The organism is Sandarakinorhabdus sp., from assembly GCF_987265915.1.
Window position 1 is genome coordinate 875,054 of record NZ_OZ503948.1, and the last position, 17,795, is coordinate 892,848.

15 protein-coding genes are annotated in these 17,795 nt (G+C 63.3%); 13 read left to right on the forward strand and 2 right to left on the reverse strand.

What is annotated here, in order from left to right:
- Positions 1-113: 113 nt before the first annotated feature.
- Genes AC6UUM_RS04115 through AC6UUM_RS04130 form a run of 4 tightly spaced genes read left to right on the forward strand, consistent with a single transcriptional unit; the run spans position 114 to position 5,475 of the window.
- Positions 114-2,357 (forward strand): TonB-dependent receptor, encoded by a 2,244-nt coding sequence (locus tag AC6UUM_RS04115; RefSeq protein ID WP_500804073.1) that lies wholly within the window; start codon positions 114-116, stop codon positions 2,355-2,357.
- A 6-nt stretch (positions 2,358-2,363) separates the two neighbouring features.
- The gene (locus AC6UUM_RS04120; RefSeq protein WP_500804074.1) at positions 2,364-3,500 is read left to right on the forward strand and encodes a Gfo/Idh/MocA family protein; all 1,137 of its coding nucleotides are present in this window, start codon (positions 2,364-2,366) and stop codon (positions 3,498-3,500) included.
- The gene (locus AC6UUM_RS04125; RefSeq protein ID WP_500804075.1) at positions 3,497-4,843 is read left to right on the forward strand and encodes an MFS transporter; all 1,347 of its coding nucleotides are present in this window, start codon (positions 3,497-3,499) and stop codon (positions 4,841-4,843) included. Before AC6UUM_RS04120 ends, AC6UUM_RS04125 begins: the two co-directional genes overlap by 4 nt.
- Complete coding sequence (locus AC6UUM_RS04130; RefSeq protein ID WP_500804076.1) at positions 4,840-5,475, forward strand: TetR/AcrR family transcriptional regulator; 636 nt, start codon at positions 4,840-4,842, stop codon at positions 5,473-5,475. Before AC6UUM_RS04125 ends, AC6UUM_RS04130 begins: the two co-directional genes overlap by 4 nt.
- Positions 5,476-5,546: 71 nt before the next feature.
- Here the strand turns inward: AC6UUM_RS04130 and AC6UUM_RS04135 are convergent, their stop codons facing one another.
- The gene (locus AC6UUM_RS04135) at positions 5,547-5,885 is read right to left on the reverse strand and encodes an HNH endonuclease (protein ID WP_500804077.1); all 339 of its coding nucleotides are present in this window, start codon (positions 5,883-5,885) and stop codon (positions 5,547-5,549) included.
- Positions 5,886-6,080: 195 nt separating this feature from the next.
- On the opposite strand from AC6UUM_RS04135, the gene AC6UUM_RS04140 reads away from it, so the two are divergent.
- The 8 genes from AC6UUM_RS04140 to AC6UUM_RS04175 all read left to right on the forward strand — a co-directional run bounded on the left by AC6UUM_RS04140 (position 6,081) and on the right by AC6UUM_RS04175 (position 16,569).
- The gene (locus tag AC6UUM_RS04140) at positions 6,081-7,379 is read left to right on the forward strand and encodes an Hsp70 family protein (RefSeq protein WP_500804905.1); all 1,299 of its coding nucleotides are present in this window, start codon (positions 6,081-6,083) and stop codon (positions 7,377-7,379) included.
- A 212-nt stretch (positions 7,380-7,591) separates the two neighbouring features.
- Positions 7,592-8,242, forward strand: coding sequence for a class I SAM-dependent methyltransferase (locus AC6UUM_RS04145; RefSeq protein ID WP_500804078.1), 651 nt, complete (start codon positions 7,592-7,594; stop codon positions 8,240-8,242).
- A 16-nt stretch (positions 8,243-8,258) separates the two neighbouring features.
- Complete coding sequence (locus AC6UUM_RS04150) at positions 8,259-8,732, forward strand: DUF427 domain-containing protein (protein WP_500804079.1); 474 nt, start codon at positions 8,259-8,261, stop codon at positions 8,730-8,732.
- A 209-nt stretch (positions 8,733-8,941) separates the two neighbouring features.
- Positions 8,942-11,245: a TonB-dependent receptor gene (locus AC6UUM_RS04155; RefSeq protein ID WP_500804080.1), complete on the forward strand. Its 2,304-nt coding sequence runs from the start codon at positions 8,942-8,944 to the stop codon at positions 11,243-11,245.
- Between the two features lie 81 nt (positions 11,246-11,326).
- Complete coding sequence (locus AC6UUM_RS04160; RefSeq protein WP_500804081.1) at positions 11,327-12,568, forward strand: spinster family MFS transporter; 1,242 nt, start codon at positions 11,327-11,329, stop codon at positions 12,566-12,568.
- Positions 12,565-14,196 (forward strand): carboxylesterase/lipase family protein, encoded by a 1,632-nt coding sequence (locus tag AC6UUM_RS04165; protein ID WP_500804082.1) that lies wholly within the window; start codon positions 12,565-12,567, stop codon positions 14,194-14,196. The genes AC6UUM_RS04160 and AC6UUM_RS04165 overlap by 4 nt, the downstream gene beginning before the upstream one ends.
- The gene (locus AC6UUM_RS04170) at positions 14,193-15,776 is read left to right on the forward strand and encodes an AMP-binding protein (protein WP_500804083.1); all 1,584 of its coding nucleotides are present in this window, start codon (positions 14,193-14,195) and stop codon (positions 15,774-15,776) included. Before AC6UUM_RS04165 ends, AC6UUM_RS04170 begins: the two co-directional genes overlap by 4 nt.
- A 64-nt stretch (positions 15,777-15,840) precedes the next feature.
- Complete coding sequence (locus tag AC6UUM_RS04175; protein ID WP_500804084.1) at positions 15,841-16,569, forward strand: TetR/AcrR family transcriptional regulator; 729 nt, start codon at positions 15,841-15,843, stop codon at positions 16,567-16,569.
- 116 nt (positions 16,570-16,685) lie between these two features.
- Here AC6UUM_RS04175 and AC6UUM_RS04180 read toward each other — a convergent pair whose 3' ends face one another.
- Complete coding sequence (locus AC6UUM_RS04180) at positions 16,686-16,988, reverse strand: TfoX/Sxy family protein (protein ID WP_500804085.1); 303 nt, start codon at positions 16,986-16,988, stop codon at positions 16,686-16,688.
- A gap of 165 nt (positions 16,989-17,153) precedes the next feature.
- On the opposite strand from AC6UUM_RS04180, the gene yczE reads away from it, so the two are divergent.
- Positions 17,154-17,753 carry a membrane protein YczE gene (gene yczE, locus AC6UUM_RS04185; protein WP_500804086.1) on the forward strand — a complete coding sequence of 200 codons (600 nt, stop codon included), beginning with the start codon at positions 17,154-17,156 and terminating at the stop codon, positions 17,751-17,753.
- Positions 17,754-17,795: the final 42 nt, after the last annotated feature.

Consider the following 17,795-nt stretch of genomic DNA (forward strand, 5'->3'; position numbering starts at 1 on the left):
TCGATTTATAGATACATACATGTATGTTGACATCAATATCGAGCCATAAGATAAACAGGTCAAGCGCTGCCGACACCATGTCGGCCAAAGCGGCAAACCTGGGGAGGGGCAAGATGGTCAAGCACACATTGCTGTTGTCGGCGGTATCGGCTTCGTTGGTGATGGGCGCCCCGACATGGGCGCAACAAACAAGCGATCGCGTGGCCGATGATGTCGAGATCATCGTGACCGCGCAGAAGCGCGAAGAACGCCTGCGCGATGTGCCGCTGGCCATCACGGCCATCACCGGCGAGGCGCTGGAGCAATCCGGCGCGCTGGCCTTGCGCGATATCGTGACGTTGGTGCCCAGCCTGTATTTCTCGCAAAGCCAGGGGCCGGTGCAATCCAATGTCTCCATCCGCGGCGTTGGATCATCGGGCGGCGTTGCCGGGCTTGAGCCCAGCGTCGGCATCTATGTCGATGGCGTCTATCTCGATCGCACCTCGATCGGGGTTGCCGATTTCAACGATATCGAGCGGGTGGAAGTGCTGCGCGGGCCGCAGGGCACACTGTTTGGCAAGAACACCCCGGCGGGCTTGATCAATTTCATCACCAAACGCCCGGAATTCACGGCTGGCGGTGATGCCAGTGCGATGATCGGCAATTATGGCTTTCATGGCGTGACGGCGTCGGTCACCGGGCCGTTGGCTGGCGACAAGCTGGCCCTGCGCGTGAGCGGATTTTACCGTGCTCGCGATGGGTTCTTGTTCAACCAGACCAAGAACGAAGACACCAACGACCTGGAAGCCTATGGCGTGCGCGGCCGGTTGTTGTGGAATGTCACCGATGGGCTGGAAGTGCTGGCCAGCTATGAGCATCACAGCAGCAGGCAGAATTGCTGCGCGGCGGAATTCGGGCCGGTTGGCGCCACCCAGCTTGCGCTGTCGGCCGCGCTCGGCAAGCCGTTCCCGGCCATCAATGATCCCGCCGATCTGCGCGTCGCCTTCGATGGCGGCTTCAGCTATCGCCACAAGATCAACGCCGGTACCATCGAGGCCAATCTGGATATCGGCGATTTTGTGCTGACCTCGATCAGCTCGCTGCGCGACTACAAGCAGCGATCGTTCATCGACGGCGATTTCAGCCAGCTCGATTTCTTCCGGGTGATCAGCGGTGATCGCGACCATCGCCAGTTCAGCCAGGAATTGCGGCTGGCCTCGCCGGCCGACAAGCCGGTATCGTTCGTGGCTGGCTTGTTCTATTTCTACAAGCGTCAGAACGAGCGGGGCGGCGCCACTTATGGGGCTGATACGCCGCTGTTGTTCGCGCGGCTCGGCGGCGCACTGGCCAGCCTAGCGCCGACCTATACAACCATCCGTTCCAGCGCGTCGGGCAGCGATATCGTCAACCGGTCCTATGCAGCCTTTACCCAGGCCAAGGTGCAGTTCAGCGACCGTTTCGACATGAGCTTTGGCATTCGCTACACCTACGACGAAAAGAGCATTTTCACCTTCCAGACCACCACCGAGGCGGTGCCGATCCTGGCGACCCCGCGCAACGAACGGGCGGCAGCCGATGATGGCCAGTTTTCCGGCGTGATCAACGCCCGCTGGCGCCCGGATGACGATACGATGATCTATGCTTCGCTCACCCGCGGCTACAAAAGCTTCGGGTTCAACGACAGCGCGGTCAACACGGCGATCGGGCAGAACCGGTTCTTTGATGCAGAACTGTCCACGGGCGGCGAACTCGGCTTCCGGCGCAGCTGGGCCGGGTTCCAGCTGGGCCTGACCGGCTTCTGGACGGTGTTCGACAATTTCCAGGCATCGTCCTTTGCGCCCGGCAACACGTTTCTGCTGCAGAACGCAGCGCAGTTGACGACCAAAGGCATTGAGGTGGAGGCCACGGTGCGTCCCGCAAAGGGCCTGATGTTCAATCTGAACTACACCTACCTTGATGCGAAGTTCGATGACTTCAAGACCGGGCCTGGCCAGCCGGGCGGGCCGACCGTGCAGGATCTTTCGGGCGCGCCCTTGCAGGATGCGCCGACCCACAGCTTGAGCCTGGTCAGCCATTATGATCATCGCTTCAGCGACAAGGTTTCCGGGTTCCTGCACGGGGAAATGTCGCTGCGGTCGGACGTCCAGACGGCGCAGAGCCTTGATCCGCTGCTGGTGCAACCCGATTATGTGCTGGTAAATGCCCGCGCCGGCGTGGAACTTGGCAAGATCGGCTTCGAACTGTGGGCACGCAACTTGACCAACGAGATCATCCTCTACCGTGGCGCCGTGCCGCCGGCGCTGATCACCGCCGGATCGCGGATTCGCTTTGTGGGCGATCCGCGCACCTTCGGCGCCACCGCCCGCGCGCGTTTCTGATCGCGGATGCCTGGTATCGGGGTCAGCGGCATTGGCGTCATTGGCAGCGGCGATATCGCGTCGCGCTATCTGGCGGGCATCGCTGGCTGCCGGGCAATGCAGCTGGTCGGCATCGCGTCGCGCGATCCGGCCAGGGCGGCACCACTTGCAGCGCGGTTCGGCACACATGCAACCAGCCGGGAGGCGTTGATCGCCGATCCGGCTGTGGATATCATCGTCAACCTGAGCGCGCCGCTGGAACATGCCGCGATCACACACGCGGCGCTGGCAGCTGGCAAACATGTCTATTCCGAAAAGCCACTGGCCGCTTCGGTGGTGCAAGCCCAAGCGTTGATCGCGTTGGCCCGCCACCACGGCCGCGTGCTGGCGGCAGCGCCGGCAACCATATTGGGACCACGACACCAGCAGGGACGGCGCATATTGGCAACCGGGCAGCTGGGCGCCATCGCCGGCGGCAGTGCGACTATGGTCTATCGCGGGCCCGATCTGTGGCATCACAATCCGGCGGCGCTGTTCGGCGCGGCGGCAGGGCCGCTGTACGACATGGGCGTCTATGATGTTGCCGCGCTGATCGATCTGCTGGGGCCGGTGCAGCGCGTGACGGGGTTTGGACGCCAGTTGCAGGCGCAGCGGGTAGTGCAACAAGGCCCAGCGGCGGGCACCCGTTTTGCAGTATCGGCACCCACCCATGTGACGGCGCTGCTGGCGTTTGTCGCCGGCCCGCTGATCAGCCTTACTTGCAGCTTCGATGGTCTGGGCAGCGCCGCACCCGGGCTGCAGCTGATCGGCACGCAAGCGTGCCTGCGCGTGGGCCACAGCAGCCGGTTCGAAGGTGATCTGGCGATTTCGACCCGGATGGGAGCGTGGGACGCCGTACCGGCCGATACCGACGCCTGGGCCGATGATCTGTGGATCATCGGGCTGCTGGATATGGTCGCCGCGATCGAAGATGGCGTGCCTCCGCGGTGCAGCGCCGACTCTGCCTTGCACCAGCTGGCGGTGTTGGAGGCGATTCAGAACAGCATCGACACCAGCACGGTCGTCGACGTCGGGCATGCTGTAGATCCTGCGCCGCCACTGCCCCGCGGTTGGATGGGCCGCATCCGTGAACGGTTCGGCCTTCATCAGGATCACACGCCATGACCATGCGCCTGTCGCCCGAAGATCGCACCGCCATGCTTTATGGCGTGCCCTATCTCACCCACGCGCTGGCGATGACGCCGCTCGTCACCTTCATCCCGTCCTTCTATGCCACTGAACATGGTTTGCAGTTGGCGCTGGTCGGCACCTTGCTGTTTGCCGCGCGGATGACCGATGTGGTGTCGGAGCCGTTGGTCGGCATTCTCAGCGACCGTACACGGTCGCGCTTTGGCCGGCGCAAGCCGTGGATCGTTGCCGGGCTGCCGCTGTTGATGCTGGGCATCTGGATGGTGTTTGCGCCGCCGATCAAGGTGACAGCGCTTTATGCCGGCTTCTGGATCACCTTCACCTATATCGCCTTCAACATGGTCGATACGCCCTACAAGGCGTGGGGCGCCGAATTGTCGAAAAGCTATTCGGGCCGAACCCGGGTGGCGGGCTGGCGCGAAGGCTTTGGCATCGTGTCGAGCATGTCTGCGCTGGCGCTGATCTTTGTCTTGCAGCGATCGGGGATGGGCAGCACCACCGATCTGATGTTCTGGCTGGGCACCAGCTTCGTGGCGCTGATGCCGCTGCTGTTTGCCGTGGGCCTGAAACTGGTGCCGGAACCGGCCGTCGAGCATCTGGCGATGCCGCCGGTGTCGCTGCGTGAAGCGGTGGCCGTGTTGGTGGAAAACAAGCCATTCATGCGCCTGCTCGGCGGGCTGGCGGTGCTGATGGCCGGCGCCGTGATCGGCGCTTCGCTGCACATGATCGTGATGGAGCATGTGTTTCACGCGCGGCACATCTTCCCGATCGTGCTGGCCGGCGAGAATATCGCGGGCCTGCTGTCGCTGCCTGTGTGGCTGCGCCTGTCCAGACGCATCGGCAAGCACAAGGCGCTGGCCATCGGCACGCTGGGCATGGCGCTGCTCAGCGCGCCCATCCCGTTGATCCCGCATGATCGCGCCGATCTCTATGGTGCGTGCATCATCATTCGCGGCTTTGCCGGCGGCGCGCTGGGGATATTGGTGGCTTCGATGATTGCCGACGTGGTCGATCTGGACACATTGCGCACCGGCAGGGCGCGCAATGGGCTGTATTTTGCTTTGGTGGGTACCTTGTCAAAAGTTGGTCTGGCGTTCGGGGTTCTGGCCGGTACCACCTTGCCGCCGCTGTTCGGCTTTGCCACCAGCGGTGCCGCCAACAGCACGGCGGCCGAAATGGCCTTGATGGCAACCTATGCCTGGGTGCCAATGGTGATCATGGGCCTGGCAACGCCGTTTTTCTGGTTTTACCCGCTCACCGAAACCATGCAGAACGATTTGCGCCGTCAGATTGCCCGTTTGAACGAGGAAGCCGCATGACCATGGCCGATGCCGCGCCGCGGACCCGCGTGACCAAGGCCGCGCAAAGCCAGCGCACCCGCGCACTGATTGTCCAAACCGGCATCCGCTGCCTCGCCGAGCGCGGCTATGCCAATACGACCATGTTGCTGATCGCCCAGCAGGCCGGCATCTCGCGCGGGCCGTTGCACTATCATTTCGCCGATCACAATGCCCTGATGGCGGCCATTGCCGAAGCTTTGCCGATCGGTGTGTCGCGCGAACTGATGCGGCGCTTGATGGCGGCCAGCGGCATTGAGCAGCGACTGGCCACCATCATCGACATCGCACTGGAAGAGTATCTGGGCGTGCATCATTTCGCAGCGATGGAATTGCTGCTGGCGGCGCGCAACGTGCCGGGTCTTGCGGACGCCATTCGCCCGCATTTCCTGGCCAGCGAAACCATCAGCGATGATTGGTGGTGCGATTACATGGCGCTGCTGAAATGGCCGCGGGACGAACTGATCGCCTTTCGGCGCCTGCTGGTGGCGTGCTTGCGCGGCGTCGCGCTCGATCATCTGCTGCAAGACAATCCGCAAGCCCATGCTGCCACGCTGGCAATGCTGCGTCAGATGTTTCTGCAGTTTGCGCGGCCGTCAGCCTTCAAGCCCTGAAGGGCCCTGACACACCACTTGCCCGTTCATGGCAGTCATCGTCCTAAGAACGGATCTCGTCGCCGAATCGATTACCGCTGTTTCCTGGTCATGGTCGCGGTGAAATCAGGGTCCTTGTTCGCAACCCAATCGACGAATTTGCGAACGCCTGGGTCAGCCAGCAAGCCTTCCACATTCATGCCATGACGTTGCAGTTCGGAATTGGTGAAATTGGTGATCAGCATCTGCTGGCAAATCGGGTGCATCGGCACCGTATCGCGACCGCCCCTGCTTTTGGGGACTGGATGGTGCAAGATGGTCGTCGTGCCCGTCGGCCGCCCGCAAAGCCAGCAGATCACCGGCGGCGCCGCAGCCTCCGCCTGGCGATCAAGGTCGCCATATGGATCATGTCTCGAACTTCTGCGGGCCATGTGTCTGCCTGAATTTCCAAGATTTGCGCTGCCGACCTACACCGTAATCTGACCGCGCGCCCGCCATTATCTGCAGCCGCGCGAAAAATGACTTCGTTCGCGCCTTGGGCTGGTGCCGAAGTGCGACAGGCTTGGCATTCGACCCACTTTGCAGGCATAGGCCCGGTCCCGCCCGACAGGCGCATCGGGATTTATATGCGAACAGCTTCATCGCGAACCATTGGCCTGGATTTCGGGACCACAAACACCGTTGCTGCCGTTTCCCAATCCGGCGACGCCGCTCGGCTGATTGACTTTTCCGGGCCGACAGCAACCGTCAACGTCTTCCGGTCGGCTCTGTGCTTCTGGGAGGATGCCAGCGCCTTCAAAGGCGTTGCGGTCGAGGCGGGGCCGTGGGCGATTGCCGAATATCTCGCCTCGCCCCACGGCTGCCGCTTCATCCAGTCCTTCAAATCCGTGGCCGCCAGCAGCAATTTCGAGCGGGCGACGATCTTTGAACGGCGTTACACGTTCGAAGCGCTGGGCAAGGCATTTTTGGCTGGGATGGCAAAGCGGTCCGGCGGGGAACTGAACGACCGGAACAGCCGCATCGTCGTCGGCCGCCCGGTGGCTTATGCCGGCAGTAACCCTGATCCGGCGCTCGCCCGGCAACGCTATGATCTCATGTTCGAAGGCTTCGGCGCTGAGGTCTTTTATGTTTTTGAACCGCTCGCGGCGGCCTTCAGCTATGCGGCCAGACTGACCGACGCAGCGACCGTGCTGGTTGCCGATTTTGGCGGCGGCACCAGCGATTTCTCGGTTGTCCATATGAAGGCGCCTGGCGCCGCACAGCGCTTTACCGCGCTGGGGCATGCCGGCATCGGCATTGCCGGCGATGATTTTGATTTCCGGCTGCTTGATCACCTCGTCTTGCCCCAGCTCGGCAAAGGGTCTGCGTACCGGTCATTCGACAAGTCCCTGGTCATCCCGGGGCGTTATTTCGCCGATTTCAGCAACTGGTCCCGGCTCGCGTTGATGCGCAATCGCCGTACCATGGAGGAACTGCGCCATCTGGAGCGCCAGGCAGATGACCCGGCCGCCATCGCCCGGCTGATGGCGGTGATCGACAATGAACTTGGCTACCCGCTTTACGACGCCATCGGACGGGTCAAACGCCGCTTGTCGGATCATGACCGGGCGACCTTCCGGTTTTCCGGCGCCGGGATCGAAATCGAGGCCGGGGTGACGCGGGCAATGTTCGAAAGCTGGATAGCAGACGACCTTGCCCGTATCGAAGCCACCGTCGATTCCGCTCTATCGGCATCCGGTGTCGGCAGCGCCGATATCGACCGCGTTTTCATGACGGGCGGTTCTTCCCTCATTCCCGCTGTGCACAATATTTTCTCCAGACGCTTCGGTGCCGATCGCGTGGCTGTTGGCGGCGAGCTGACGTCGATCGCGCATGGCCTGGCGCTGATCGGCGGGCGCGATGATGTCGCGGAATGGTCGACCTGATCGGGGACCTGGGGTGAACGCCGATCGTAGCAATGCTGGCATTGGTGCGATCCAGCACAAGGCCATCATGGCGCATTGACTATGACTTGCAGGGTTGCGAGGCGAAATGACATGCAACTGTTTCGCAGCGCCATCCACAGGATCGTGAAGTCCCATCACCGGCCGTCGATCGATGGACAGACCATCACGACAGAAGATGCAAGGTTCGGTTGATGACACACGCAGCAGCATCCGCGCCAGAGCAGGCGTTGTTTCCTGAACTGCCGGCTGGCGCGTTTGCGAAGCAGGACCCTGGCGATGATCTGGATTTCTACGCCCCGCCGCGGCTGGTGACCCACATCGACGATGCGGCGACGGCGGCGCTGACCAATTTCTATCGGCACATGCTGCCGGATGGCGGCCATGTGCTCGATCTGATGTCGAGCTGGGTCAGTCACCTGCCAGCCGATTGCCGCCTTGCCGGCGTTGTCGGCCATGGCATGAATGCACAGGAGCTCGCGGCCAATCCGCAACTGACGCAGTGGTTCGTGCAGGATCTGAACCAGACGCCGGCGTTGCCGCTTGAGGCCGGATCGTTCGATGCGGCTTTGTGCTGCGTGGGCGTGCAATATCTGCAGCGGCCCGGCGCAGTGTTTGCCGACGTCCGCCGGCTGCTGGTGCCGGGCGCGCCGTTCATCGTCAGCTTTTCGAACCGGTGCTTTCCCACCAAGGCCGTCGCGATCTGGCGGGCGCTCGATATCAGCGGCCATGCCGCGCTGGTGAAGCTGTATCTGGAACGCGCCGGATTTGGCGAGGTGCGGGTTGATCTGCTGGCAGATGGCCGCACCGGTGATCCGCTGGTTGCCATCACGGGCCATGCCTGAATGAGCGGAGGCTGACGTGACAGCGCTGGTGCGTGAAGATGTGCAATCCTATCCGCGGCCGCCGGCCCTGGAGCCGGTGCCGCAGCGGATCATCGTCCGTCACGCGGGCGTGCTGGTGGCCGATACAAGCGCGGCGCTGCGCGTGCTGGAAACCCATCATGCGCCAAGCTATTATCTGCCGCGCAGTGCCGTGCTGGCTGATCTGCGCGCAGTGGCGGGCAGCAGCTTCTGCGAATGGAAGGGCCATGCCCGCTATTTCGATGTGATCGCAGGCGATGCCATCGCCCGCCGCGCCGCGTGGCGCTATGAGCGGCCCACGCCGCGCTTTGCCGGGCTGGCGGGCCATATCGCCCTTTATGCCGGGCTGATCGACGAAGCCTGGGTGGGTGACACGCGCGTGATCCCGCAACCGGGCGATTTTTACGGCGGCTGGGTCACTCCCAATCTCGTCGGCCGGATCAAGGGCGCGCCGGGCACAAATCACTGGTAGCGGCTTGAGGCCATCCGCAGGCGAGAATGCGAACAGCCACATCGCGGCAATGTCTGTTTGGGCGCGGAGTAATGGTTGCCTGAACGCGCGTTCATGTGTGCGGGGAATAATCTTCACACACGAGAGAGTGAATATTGACAAGGACGCCCAATTCCAGCATCACGGCCCCTGCGCTGGCGCATGACCGGCGAGAAGATGGGGAGGGGTAAATGAAGGCATGGCTTCTGGCGTCCGCCTGCGCGGTCGCGGGTCTCACCAGCACATCAGCAGCGGCGCAGAGCCAAAGCCTGGCATCAAGCAGCGCCGCCGAAACGCCTTCGGATGCCGCGCCGGATATCGTGGTGACCGCGACGCGCCGCCGCGAACGGCTGCAGGATGTGCCGATCAGCATCACCGCCTTCCGCCAGGAAGAACTGACGGAGAAAGGCATCGTCGGCTTCGAGGGCATCGCCCGCGAAACCCCCGGTGTCGTGCTCAACCGGCCGACCCAGAATTTCAACAACTTCACGGCTCGCGGCATCGCCACCAACGGGTATAATGCCAATCTGCAAAGCAGCGTCGCCGTCTATATCGATGAACTTCCGGTTTCCACGATTGGCAACACGACTGTGGTCGATCCCACGTTGTTCGACGTGGAGCGGGTGGAATTTCTGCGCGGGCCGCAGGGTACATTGTTCGGGTCGGGCTCATTGTCCGGTGCGATGCGGATTCTGAACAAGAGCCCGGACCTGACGCAGTTCGATGCGTCGGCGCTGGTTGATTTCGGCCTGACCGGTTCGGATTCCTTCCGGCAGCGCTACAATGCCATGGTCAATGTGCCGCTGGTGACCGACAAGCTGGCCCTGCGCGTGGTCGGTTTCTATCGCAACGAAGATGGCTATCTCGACAACGTCGGCACCGGCGTGCGCAATTCGAACAAGCTGATCAACTGGGGTGGCCGTGCCATCCTGCTCTGGCGGCCGACCGACCGTCTGTCGATCCGGCTGCTCGGCTCCTATGAAAACAGCGATCCAAAGGATTCCTCGCTTACCAGCCCGTCTCTGGGGCCGCAGAAGCGGATCTCGGACCAGGCTGACCGCTTCACCGGGAAACAGACCATCTTGAATGCGACCGCCGATTATGAATTTGATTTCGGCAAGTTGACCAGCTCCTCAACCTATTCGGACTTTGACCAGCGTTTCTGGGTCGATCTTGCCGGCACGTTCGCGCCGGGTTCCTTTGTCGGGGCGCCAATCGCCTTTGGTCTGGACGCGAATGGCTATGACCAGGTCTTCACCAACGAAAACCGCTTTGTCTCGTCATGGGACGGCCCGCTGCAGCTTGTGATGGGCAGCTTCTATCTGAAGCGCCGGCGCGATGTGGACTTTTTCTACCGGTCCAGCCCGCAGTTCCTGGCCGCGCGCGGCCTGACCGGCTTGCCCGACCAATATTATCAAAAACAGCTCACCCATACGATCAGCGAGGAACTCGCCGGATTTGGTGAGCTCACCTACCGGTTTTCCGAGAAGCTCTGGCTGACCGGTGGCCTGCGGTACGGCCGCACATCAGCGCAAGGCTTTACCGAAGCCGGTGGCTATCTCGCCACTGCGGGCGGCCTTAATTATTTCACCTACGCGCTGCTGCGGATTCCGGTGAACTTCAACACCTTCACGCCTTATGCGGCTGTCACCGGTGCCGAAGCCACCGGTTCAGGCCCGCAATGGAAGTTGAGCGCAAGCTGGAAGCCCAGCACCGCAATCACGACCTATGCCACCTTTGCCACCGGCTTCCGGGCGCCGATTGTCAATGCCTTTGCCGGGCGGGCAAGCCTGGTCGATCCGAACGACATCATCATTCCCGATGGCGCTTCATCGGACGATCTCAAAAGTTATGAGCTCGGCCTGAAGGCGCGGTGGCTGGATGGCCGGGTGACGATGAACGTGGCCGCCTATCACATCGACTGGAGCAACATCCAGGCGCAGGCCAACCGCGTGTCGGACTCGGTGCAGTTTGCCACCAACATCGGCGGCGCGCGCAGCCAGGGGCTTGAACTGGAAGTGGCGCTGGTGCCGGCGAAGGATGTGCTGATCGGCTTCAACGGCTCTTACAATGATTCAAAGATCACCCGGCTGACTGCAACGGAGGCGGCGATTTCCGGTGCGGTTCTGGGCCACAGGCTGTCGGCCCCGCGGCTGCAGGGATCAACCTATGTGTCCTATGGATTTGATCTGGGCACCACGACGCGCGGTACGGTGGCGATCAACGCCCAATATGTCGGCGCTTACAACAGTTCATTTCCCAACACGCCCGGCCGGCCCACCCAACGACTGACGACTTTTGGCCAGACGGATGAGTTCGTGAACGTCAATGCCAGCTTTGGCATCAAGCGCCGGGATTGGGCTGCCCAACTGTATGTTGAAAATCTGTTCAACAACCAGTCGATCACCTACATCCACCCTGAAGCCTTCCTTGTCAGCCGCTTTGGCACGCTGCGTCCGCGCACGTTCGGGATCCGGTTGAGCCATGGGATCTGACCGGTGGCTGCCGCAGGCCCACCAGCCGCAACCGTCCTTTCGCCCGTCGCCGCAACGCCGGCGACGGGCCGGCCCAGGCTCATGCTGGCAGCGCTCACCTTCGTTTATGTCCTGAACTTTCTCGATCGGCAGCTGATCGGCATTCTTGCCCAGCCGATCCAGGATGGGCTTGGCATCAGCGACAGCCAGTTGGGGCTGATCGGCGGCCTGTATTTCGCGATGTTCTATTGCTTCATCGCCATCCCGGTCGGCTGGCTGGCGGACCGGTCCAACCGCGTCAACGTGCTGTCCCTGGCCTGCGCGCTTTGGAGCGGGGCCACCGTGGCCTGCGGCCTCGCGGCCAGCTATCCACAACTGGTGGCCGCCCGCATGCTGGTCGGCATCGGTGAAGCCGGCGGTGTGCCGCCATCCTATGCCATCATCACCGACACCTATCCACCCGGCCGACGCGCGGCGGCGCTTGGCATTTTCAACCTGGGGCCGGCCATTGGTGCGGCGCTGGGCGTGGCGTTTGGCGCGGCGGCAGCCGAACAATTTGGCTGGCGGACGCCGTTTGTCGTGGTCGGGGCCATCGGCCTTGTTACCGCGTTGTTCGTGAAGCTGTTGCTGCGTGATCCCGAACGCGGCGCCACCGATCCGGCGCCGCACCGCGCCGTGGGGCAGGCCGCATTCTGGACCACCGTCAGGATGTTCGCCTCAAATCCCGTACTGATGCTGGCGGCGCTGGGCGGCGGAGCGACGCAATTCGTCACCTATGGCCTGGGCAATTTCGCCGTGCTGTTCCTGATGCGCGAAAAGGCCATGGCCCTGGCCGATGTCGCCATCTGGTATGCGCTGGTGCTGGCGATCGGAATGGGCGGTGGCATGATCCTGTCCGGTCGGGTCATCGATCGGATGGTGCAGCGGTCGCGTGTTGGCTATGCCACCGCGCCGGCGCTGTCGCTGGGCATCGCCATGCCCTTCTATCTGGCGTTTGTGCACGCGCCGGGCTGGCCCCTGGCGCTCCTCCTGCTGACGGTCGTGATGATCTTCAACTATGTCTATCTGTCGGCAACGGTGGCGCTGGTCCAGGCCGAGGTGCAGCCCAATCAACGGGTGCTTTCGGGCGCGCTGCTGCTGTTGGTGATGAACTTCATCGGGCTTGGCCTTGGCCCCACCTGGGTCGGCTTTGCCAGCGACATGTTCAAGGCCGCCGGCGATGCCCATGGCCTGCAATCGGCGTTGGACACGCTGACGCCAGTTTATCTGATCGCCATTGCGCTGTTCCTGGGGCTGGCACGCCAGCTGCGGCGCGCGGAAGGCAGCGAGGGAGCTTCAGGATGAACAGGCTGGCGTGGGCCGCCGTGGTTGGTTGGTTGACCTTTGGGGCGCCCGCCATGGCGCAACCGCCGTCCGTCGCGGCGCCCGCCGGCACCGTTGAAGGCCTGGAACAGGACGGCGTGAACATCTTCCGCAGCATTCCCTATGCGGTGCCGCCGGTTGGGGCAAAGCGCTGGCAACCGCCGGCCGATCTGCCGACGTGGGCCGGCGTTCGCAAGGCGACAAGTTTCGGCCCGGCCTGCGTGCAACCCATCGGCCCGCCGGTGAGCATCTATCACAACCCGCCGCAGCGCATGAGCGAGGATTGCCTGACGCTCAGCATCTTTGCGCCGGCCAGGGCGCAGGGCGCGCCGGTGCTGGTCTGGATCCACGGCGGGGCTCTGCTTGGCGGGTACGGCCATGAAGCCATGTATGAAGGCGCGCGCATGGCCCGGCGGGCCGGCATCATCGTCGTGTCGATCAACTATCGGCTGGGCATATTGGGCTATCTCGCGCTCGCGGATCTCAGTGCGGAATCGGCGGACGGAATATCGGGCAATTATGGCCTGCACGATCAGATCGCCGCGCTGCGCTGGGTGAAGCGCAACATTGCGGCCTTTGGCGGTGATCCGGGCAATGTCACCCTTGCCGGTGAATCGGCTGGCGCCCTGAGCGTGATGTATCTGATGGCATCGCCGCCAGCGCGCGGCCTGTTCCACAAGGCGATTGCCCAAAGTGCCTACATGATCACCACACCCGAACTGAAGAAGGCGCGGTTCGGCCTGCCCGCCGCCGAAGCCGCCGGCGCGCTGATCATGAAGGCCGTGGGCGCGCCCGGTCTGGCCGCCCTGCGCGCGATGCCGGCCGACGCGTTGGCACAAGCCGCCACGGCCAAGGGATTTGCCCCGTTTGGCACGGTGGATGGCAAGCTGTTGACCCGCCAACTGGTGGAAAGCTGGGATCTGGGCGAACAGGCGCAAGTGCCCATCCTGGCCGGATTCAATGCCGGGGAAATCCGTTCCTTGCCGGTGCTGCTGCCGCCGGCCCCTGCCGATGCCGCGGCCTATGAAGCGGCCATCCGCGCCCGTTACCGCGATCTGGCTGATCCGTTCCTGCGGCTCTATCCGGCAGCCAATATCGCCGAGGCGATGCGGGCCACAACGCGCGACGCGCTCTATGGCTGGACCGCGCAACGGCTGGCGATCGGGCAAACGGCGCTGGGCCAGAACGCCTATCTCTATTATTTCAACCATGGCTGGCCGGCGGCCAGCGGCGCGGGCCTGCACGCCTTTCATGCGGCTGAAATCCCCTATGTGTTCGGCACCATCGCCGCCATCCCGCCCTATTGGCCCAAGGTGCCCGACAGCGCGGCGGAACGCAGATTGTCTGCGGCCATGCTGGATTATTGGGCCAGTTTTGCCCGCAACGGCGCCCCCGCCGCCGCCGGGCAGCCGCCATGGCAGGCCTATGGCCGGGCGGGCCATTATCTTGCCATTGATCAATCGCCAAAGCCGGCCCTGCGGCTGATGCCCGGCATGTTTGCCCTGCATGAAGCCGCCGTGTGCCGCCGCCGCGCAGCGGGCAACCAGCCGTGGAACTGGAATACCGGCGTGATCTCCCCGGTTCTCGAACCTGCGGCAGACTGCCGATGATCGATGGCGCCATGCAGGATTATCCGCTGACGCTGGACAAGTTCCTGAGTCATGCCGCGAAATGGCATCCGCGCCGCCAGGTGGTTACCGCGCAGGAGCGCGGGCCAGCACGGGTTTTCTATGCCGAACTGGCCAGCCGCGCCCGGCGTGTTTCGGCCGTGCTGACGGCGCGTGGGGTGCGACCGGGCGACCGGGTGGCGACTCTGGCCTGGAACAGCCAGGCGCATGTGGAGGCCTGGTATGCCATCATGGGCATGGGCTGCGTGTGCCACACGCTCAATCCCCGGCTCACTGCCGGCCAACTGGCAAACATGGCCATCCAGTCGGCGGCGCGGTTGTTGATCACCAGCGCCGATCTGATGCCGCTGGCATTGCGCATCGCCGATATGGCCAGCGGGCTTGTCGAGGTGCTGGTGATTGATGGCGATCTGCCCGCCGATCCGCCCGAAACCGGGTTGCGCTTGGCGGCGCTGGAACCCCTGCTGGCGGCCGCCGCAACCGACATGATCTGGGGCGATTTTCCGGAAACCACGCCGTGCGGCCTGTGCTTCACGTCAGGCACCACCGGCGCGCCCAAGGGTGTCACCTATACCCACCGCTCCAGCTTTCTGCACGCGCTGCGGCTGCTGCAGGCTGATGGCATGGCGATCACGGCGGCCGACAATGTGCTGGTGGCGGTTCCGATGTTCCATGCCAATGCCTGGGGGCTGCCATTTGCCGTGGCGGCGGCCGGCGGCAATCTGGTGTTGCCCGGCCGGCACAATGATGGTGCCAGCCTGGCGCGGCTGATCGGTTCGGAACTGGTCACCGTGGGGGTTGGTGTGCCAACTGTGTGGCTTGGCCTGATCGAGCATCTGGAAGCGAGCGGCGAGACGCTGCCCAGCCTGCGCCGGATCATCGTTGGCGGCAGCCCGTTGGCACCCGCGTTGATGGAACGTATTGAACGCCGGCTGGGCGCAACGGTGCAGACCAGTTGGGGCATGACGGAATTGTCGCCATCCGGAACCGTGGCGCGGCCGGGCGATCCGGCTCGGCGTGCCGCCTTGTCCGGCAAACCGGCGATTGGTGTCGATCTGCTGATCACCGACAGCGAGGGCAGGGCCCTGCCTGACCAGCGGGGAACGGAAGGGCATCTGCGAGTGCGCGGCGCAGCGGTGATCCAGCGCTATTTTGGTCAGGATGCGCCGGCAACCGATGCCGAAGGCTGGTTCGGCACCGGCGATCTGGCGATGATCGATCATGACGGCAATCTGGTCATCACCGGGCGCGCCAAGGATCTGATCAAATCAGGCGGTGAGTGGATCAACCCGGCGGAAATCGAAGCGGTGATCGGCGCACTGCCGCAGGTCTCGCTGGCCGCGGTGATCGGGCGCAATGATCCCAAATGGGGTGAACGGCCGGTGCTGCTGGTCGAAATGCGTGACGACAGCTTGACCGACGCACAGCTGCTCGCGCCGCTGCATGGCCGTGTCGCCCCGTGGTGGATCCCCGATGACGTGGTGCGGCTGGAAACCATGCCGCTGGCACCAACCGGCAAAGTCGACAAGATTCGCTTGCGAACACAGTATGGAAACGCTTGAGAGTCAGCGCGATCTGCTGGCTCATCGCCTTGCAGAATTCAGTGACCAAGGGAACGACAGCAGCGTGTCCGAAGCAGCACCAACCCGGCGGCGTGGCACCAAGGCCGAGCAGCGGGCAGGAACCATTGAACAGATCCTGGACGAGGCGGAGTATCTTTTTTCAAGGCACGGCCTTCACGGCGTCACCTTGAAGGATGTGGCCAAGCGGGTTGGTGTCCATCACACGCTGCTGAATTATTATTACGCGGACAAGACAAAGCTGTTCGATGCGGTGTTTGCGCGCCGCGCGGTGGTGACCAGCGAACGGCGGATGCGCGCGCTGGATGATTATGACGTGGCCACGGCAGGGAAGCCCACGGTCGAAGGCGCCTTGCGGGCGTTTCTCGATACCGATCTCGATCTGTATATCGAGGGCGGCGAGGCCTGGAAAAACTATGGCGCTCTGGGCGCGCAGGTCGCCAACACGCCGGAATGGGGCGCGGCGCTGATGGACACGCATTTCGATCCGGTGGTTCTGCGACTGATCGGCCTGTTGAAGAAGGCGCAGCCCGGTTGCCCGGATGAGGATATCTTCTGGGCCTATCACTTCGTCAGCGGTGCGCTGATGATGACGCTGGCCCGGACCGGGCGGATCGACAAATTGTCCGGTGGCCTGTGCCGGTCGGATGATTTTGCATCGGTCAAGCTGCGCATGGCGGCGTTCATGGCGGCCGGTTTTCTGCAAATCTGTGGACAGGGCCGGACACAAGCGGGCGTTCCCGACCTTTCTGCCTTTCCCGCCCTTGGCGATTGAGGCCCGAATGGCCGCTTCGAGCGCGTTGCCGTCCAATCAGCGACCTTGGCCGTGCCTGCGGTGGCTGTCAGGTCTCTGAACCGGTCACGCGTTCAGGTTCAGCCATTGCTGCCCGGTCAAGGCGCCCGCTTGCTTCGCGGCTTGGGCAAGGGCAATTCGGCTGCGGTGCGGCGGAACAATTCTGCCAACCAGAACTGATCGTCCCAGCGATTGGCGTCGATCAACAGGCAGGGCTTGGCGCCTGGGTAAGGCGGGGCCTCGCCCGCCTCGGGGGCATAAGCTCGGCCGCTGGGGGTGGGCTTCACGAACAGCTGGTCGTCGCAAACGAGCGCGACGAGCTTGCCGTCCAGATACAGGCCGGTTTCGCCAAACATGGCGCGGGCCGTTATCCCGCTGACGGCTCCGCCCGCCTGGTCCACGATACGGGCAACAGTTGCTGGTTCTGACGACATGACGCCATCCCTATGCGTTTGCGAAACAGATTCAAGGCTGGGTCAATCGCTTCAGGTTGACGATGACGGCCATGCGGCCATCACCGCCAAAGTGGCTATCGATCAAAAGGCCGGTCAAGGTAGAGCAAGCCCATGTTCATTCGTCGCTTCATCCAGCTCCAGATCGGCCTGGTCCTTTATGGTGCCTCTTTGGCCCTGATGGTTCGCGCAAACCTTGGGCTGAATCCCTGGAGCGTATTTCATCAGGGTTTGTCGCACGTGACGGGGCTGAGCCTGGGAAGCATCGTCAACATCGTCGGCGCTCTTGTCCTGTTGATCTGGATACCGCTCCGTCAAAAGCCGGGCATCGGCACGATCAGCAATGTCCTGGTCATCGGGACGGCGGCAGATGCGATCCTGGCCGTGCTGCCGCCGATTGCGGGACTGCCTCTGCAGATCGCGCTAATGGGCGGCGCGATCTTGCTGAACGGCGTGGCGACCGGCGCCTATATCGGCGCGGGCTTGGGGCCAGGGCCACGTGACGGGCTGACGACTGGCGGGGTTCGTGTGACCGGTTGGGAAGTCAAATGGGTGCGGATGGGCGTCGAAGGTCTCGTCCTCGGGCTCGGCTGGGCGCTCGGCGGCGCCATCGGGGTCGGCACCGTGGCCTATGCGCTGTCCAATGGACCGCTCCTCCAGATCTTCCTGCCGATGTTCGAAATCCGATCTCGGTCAAACGGTCGGCCGGTCTGACCCGCGCGGCGCGGCACACATCGTCAACGCCGTGCTGCCGGC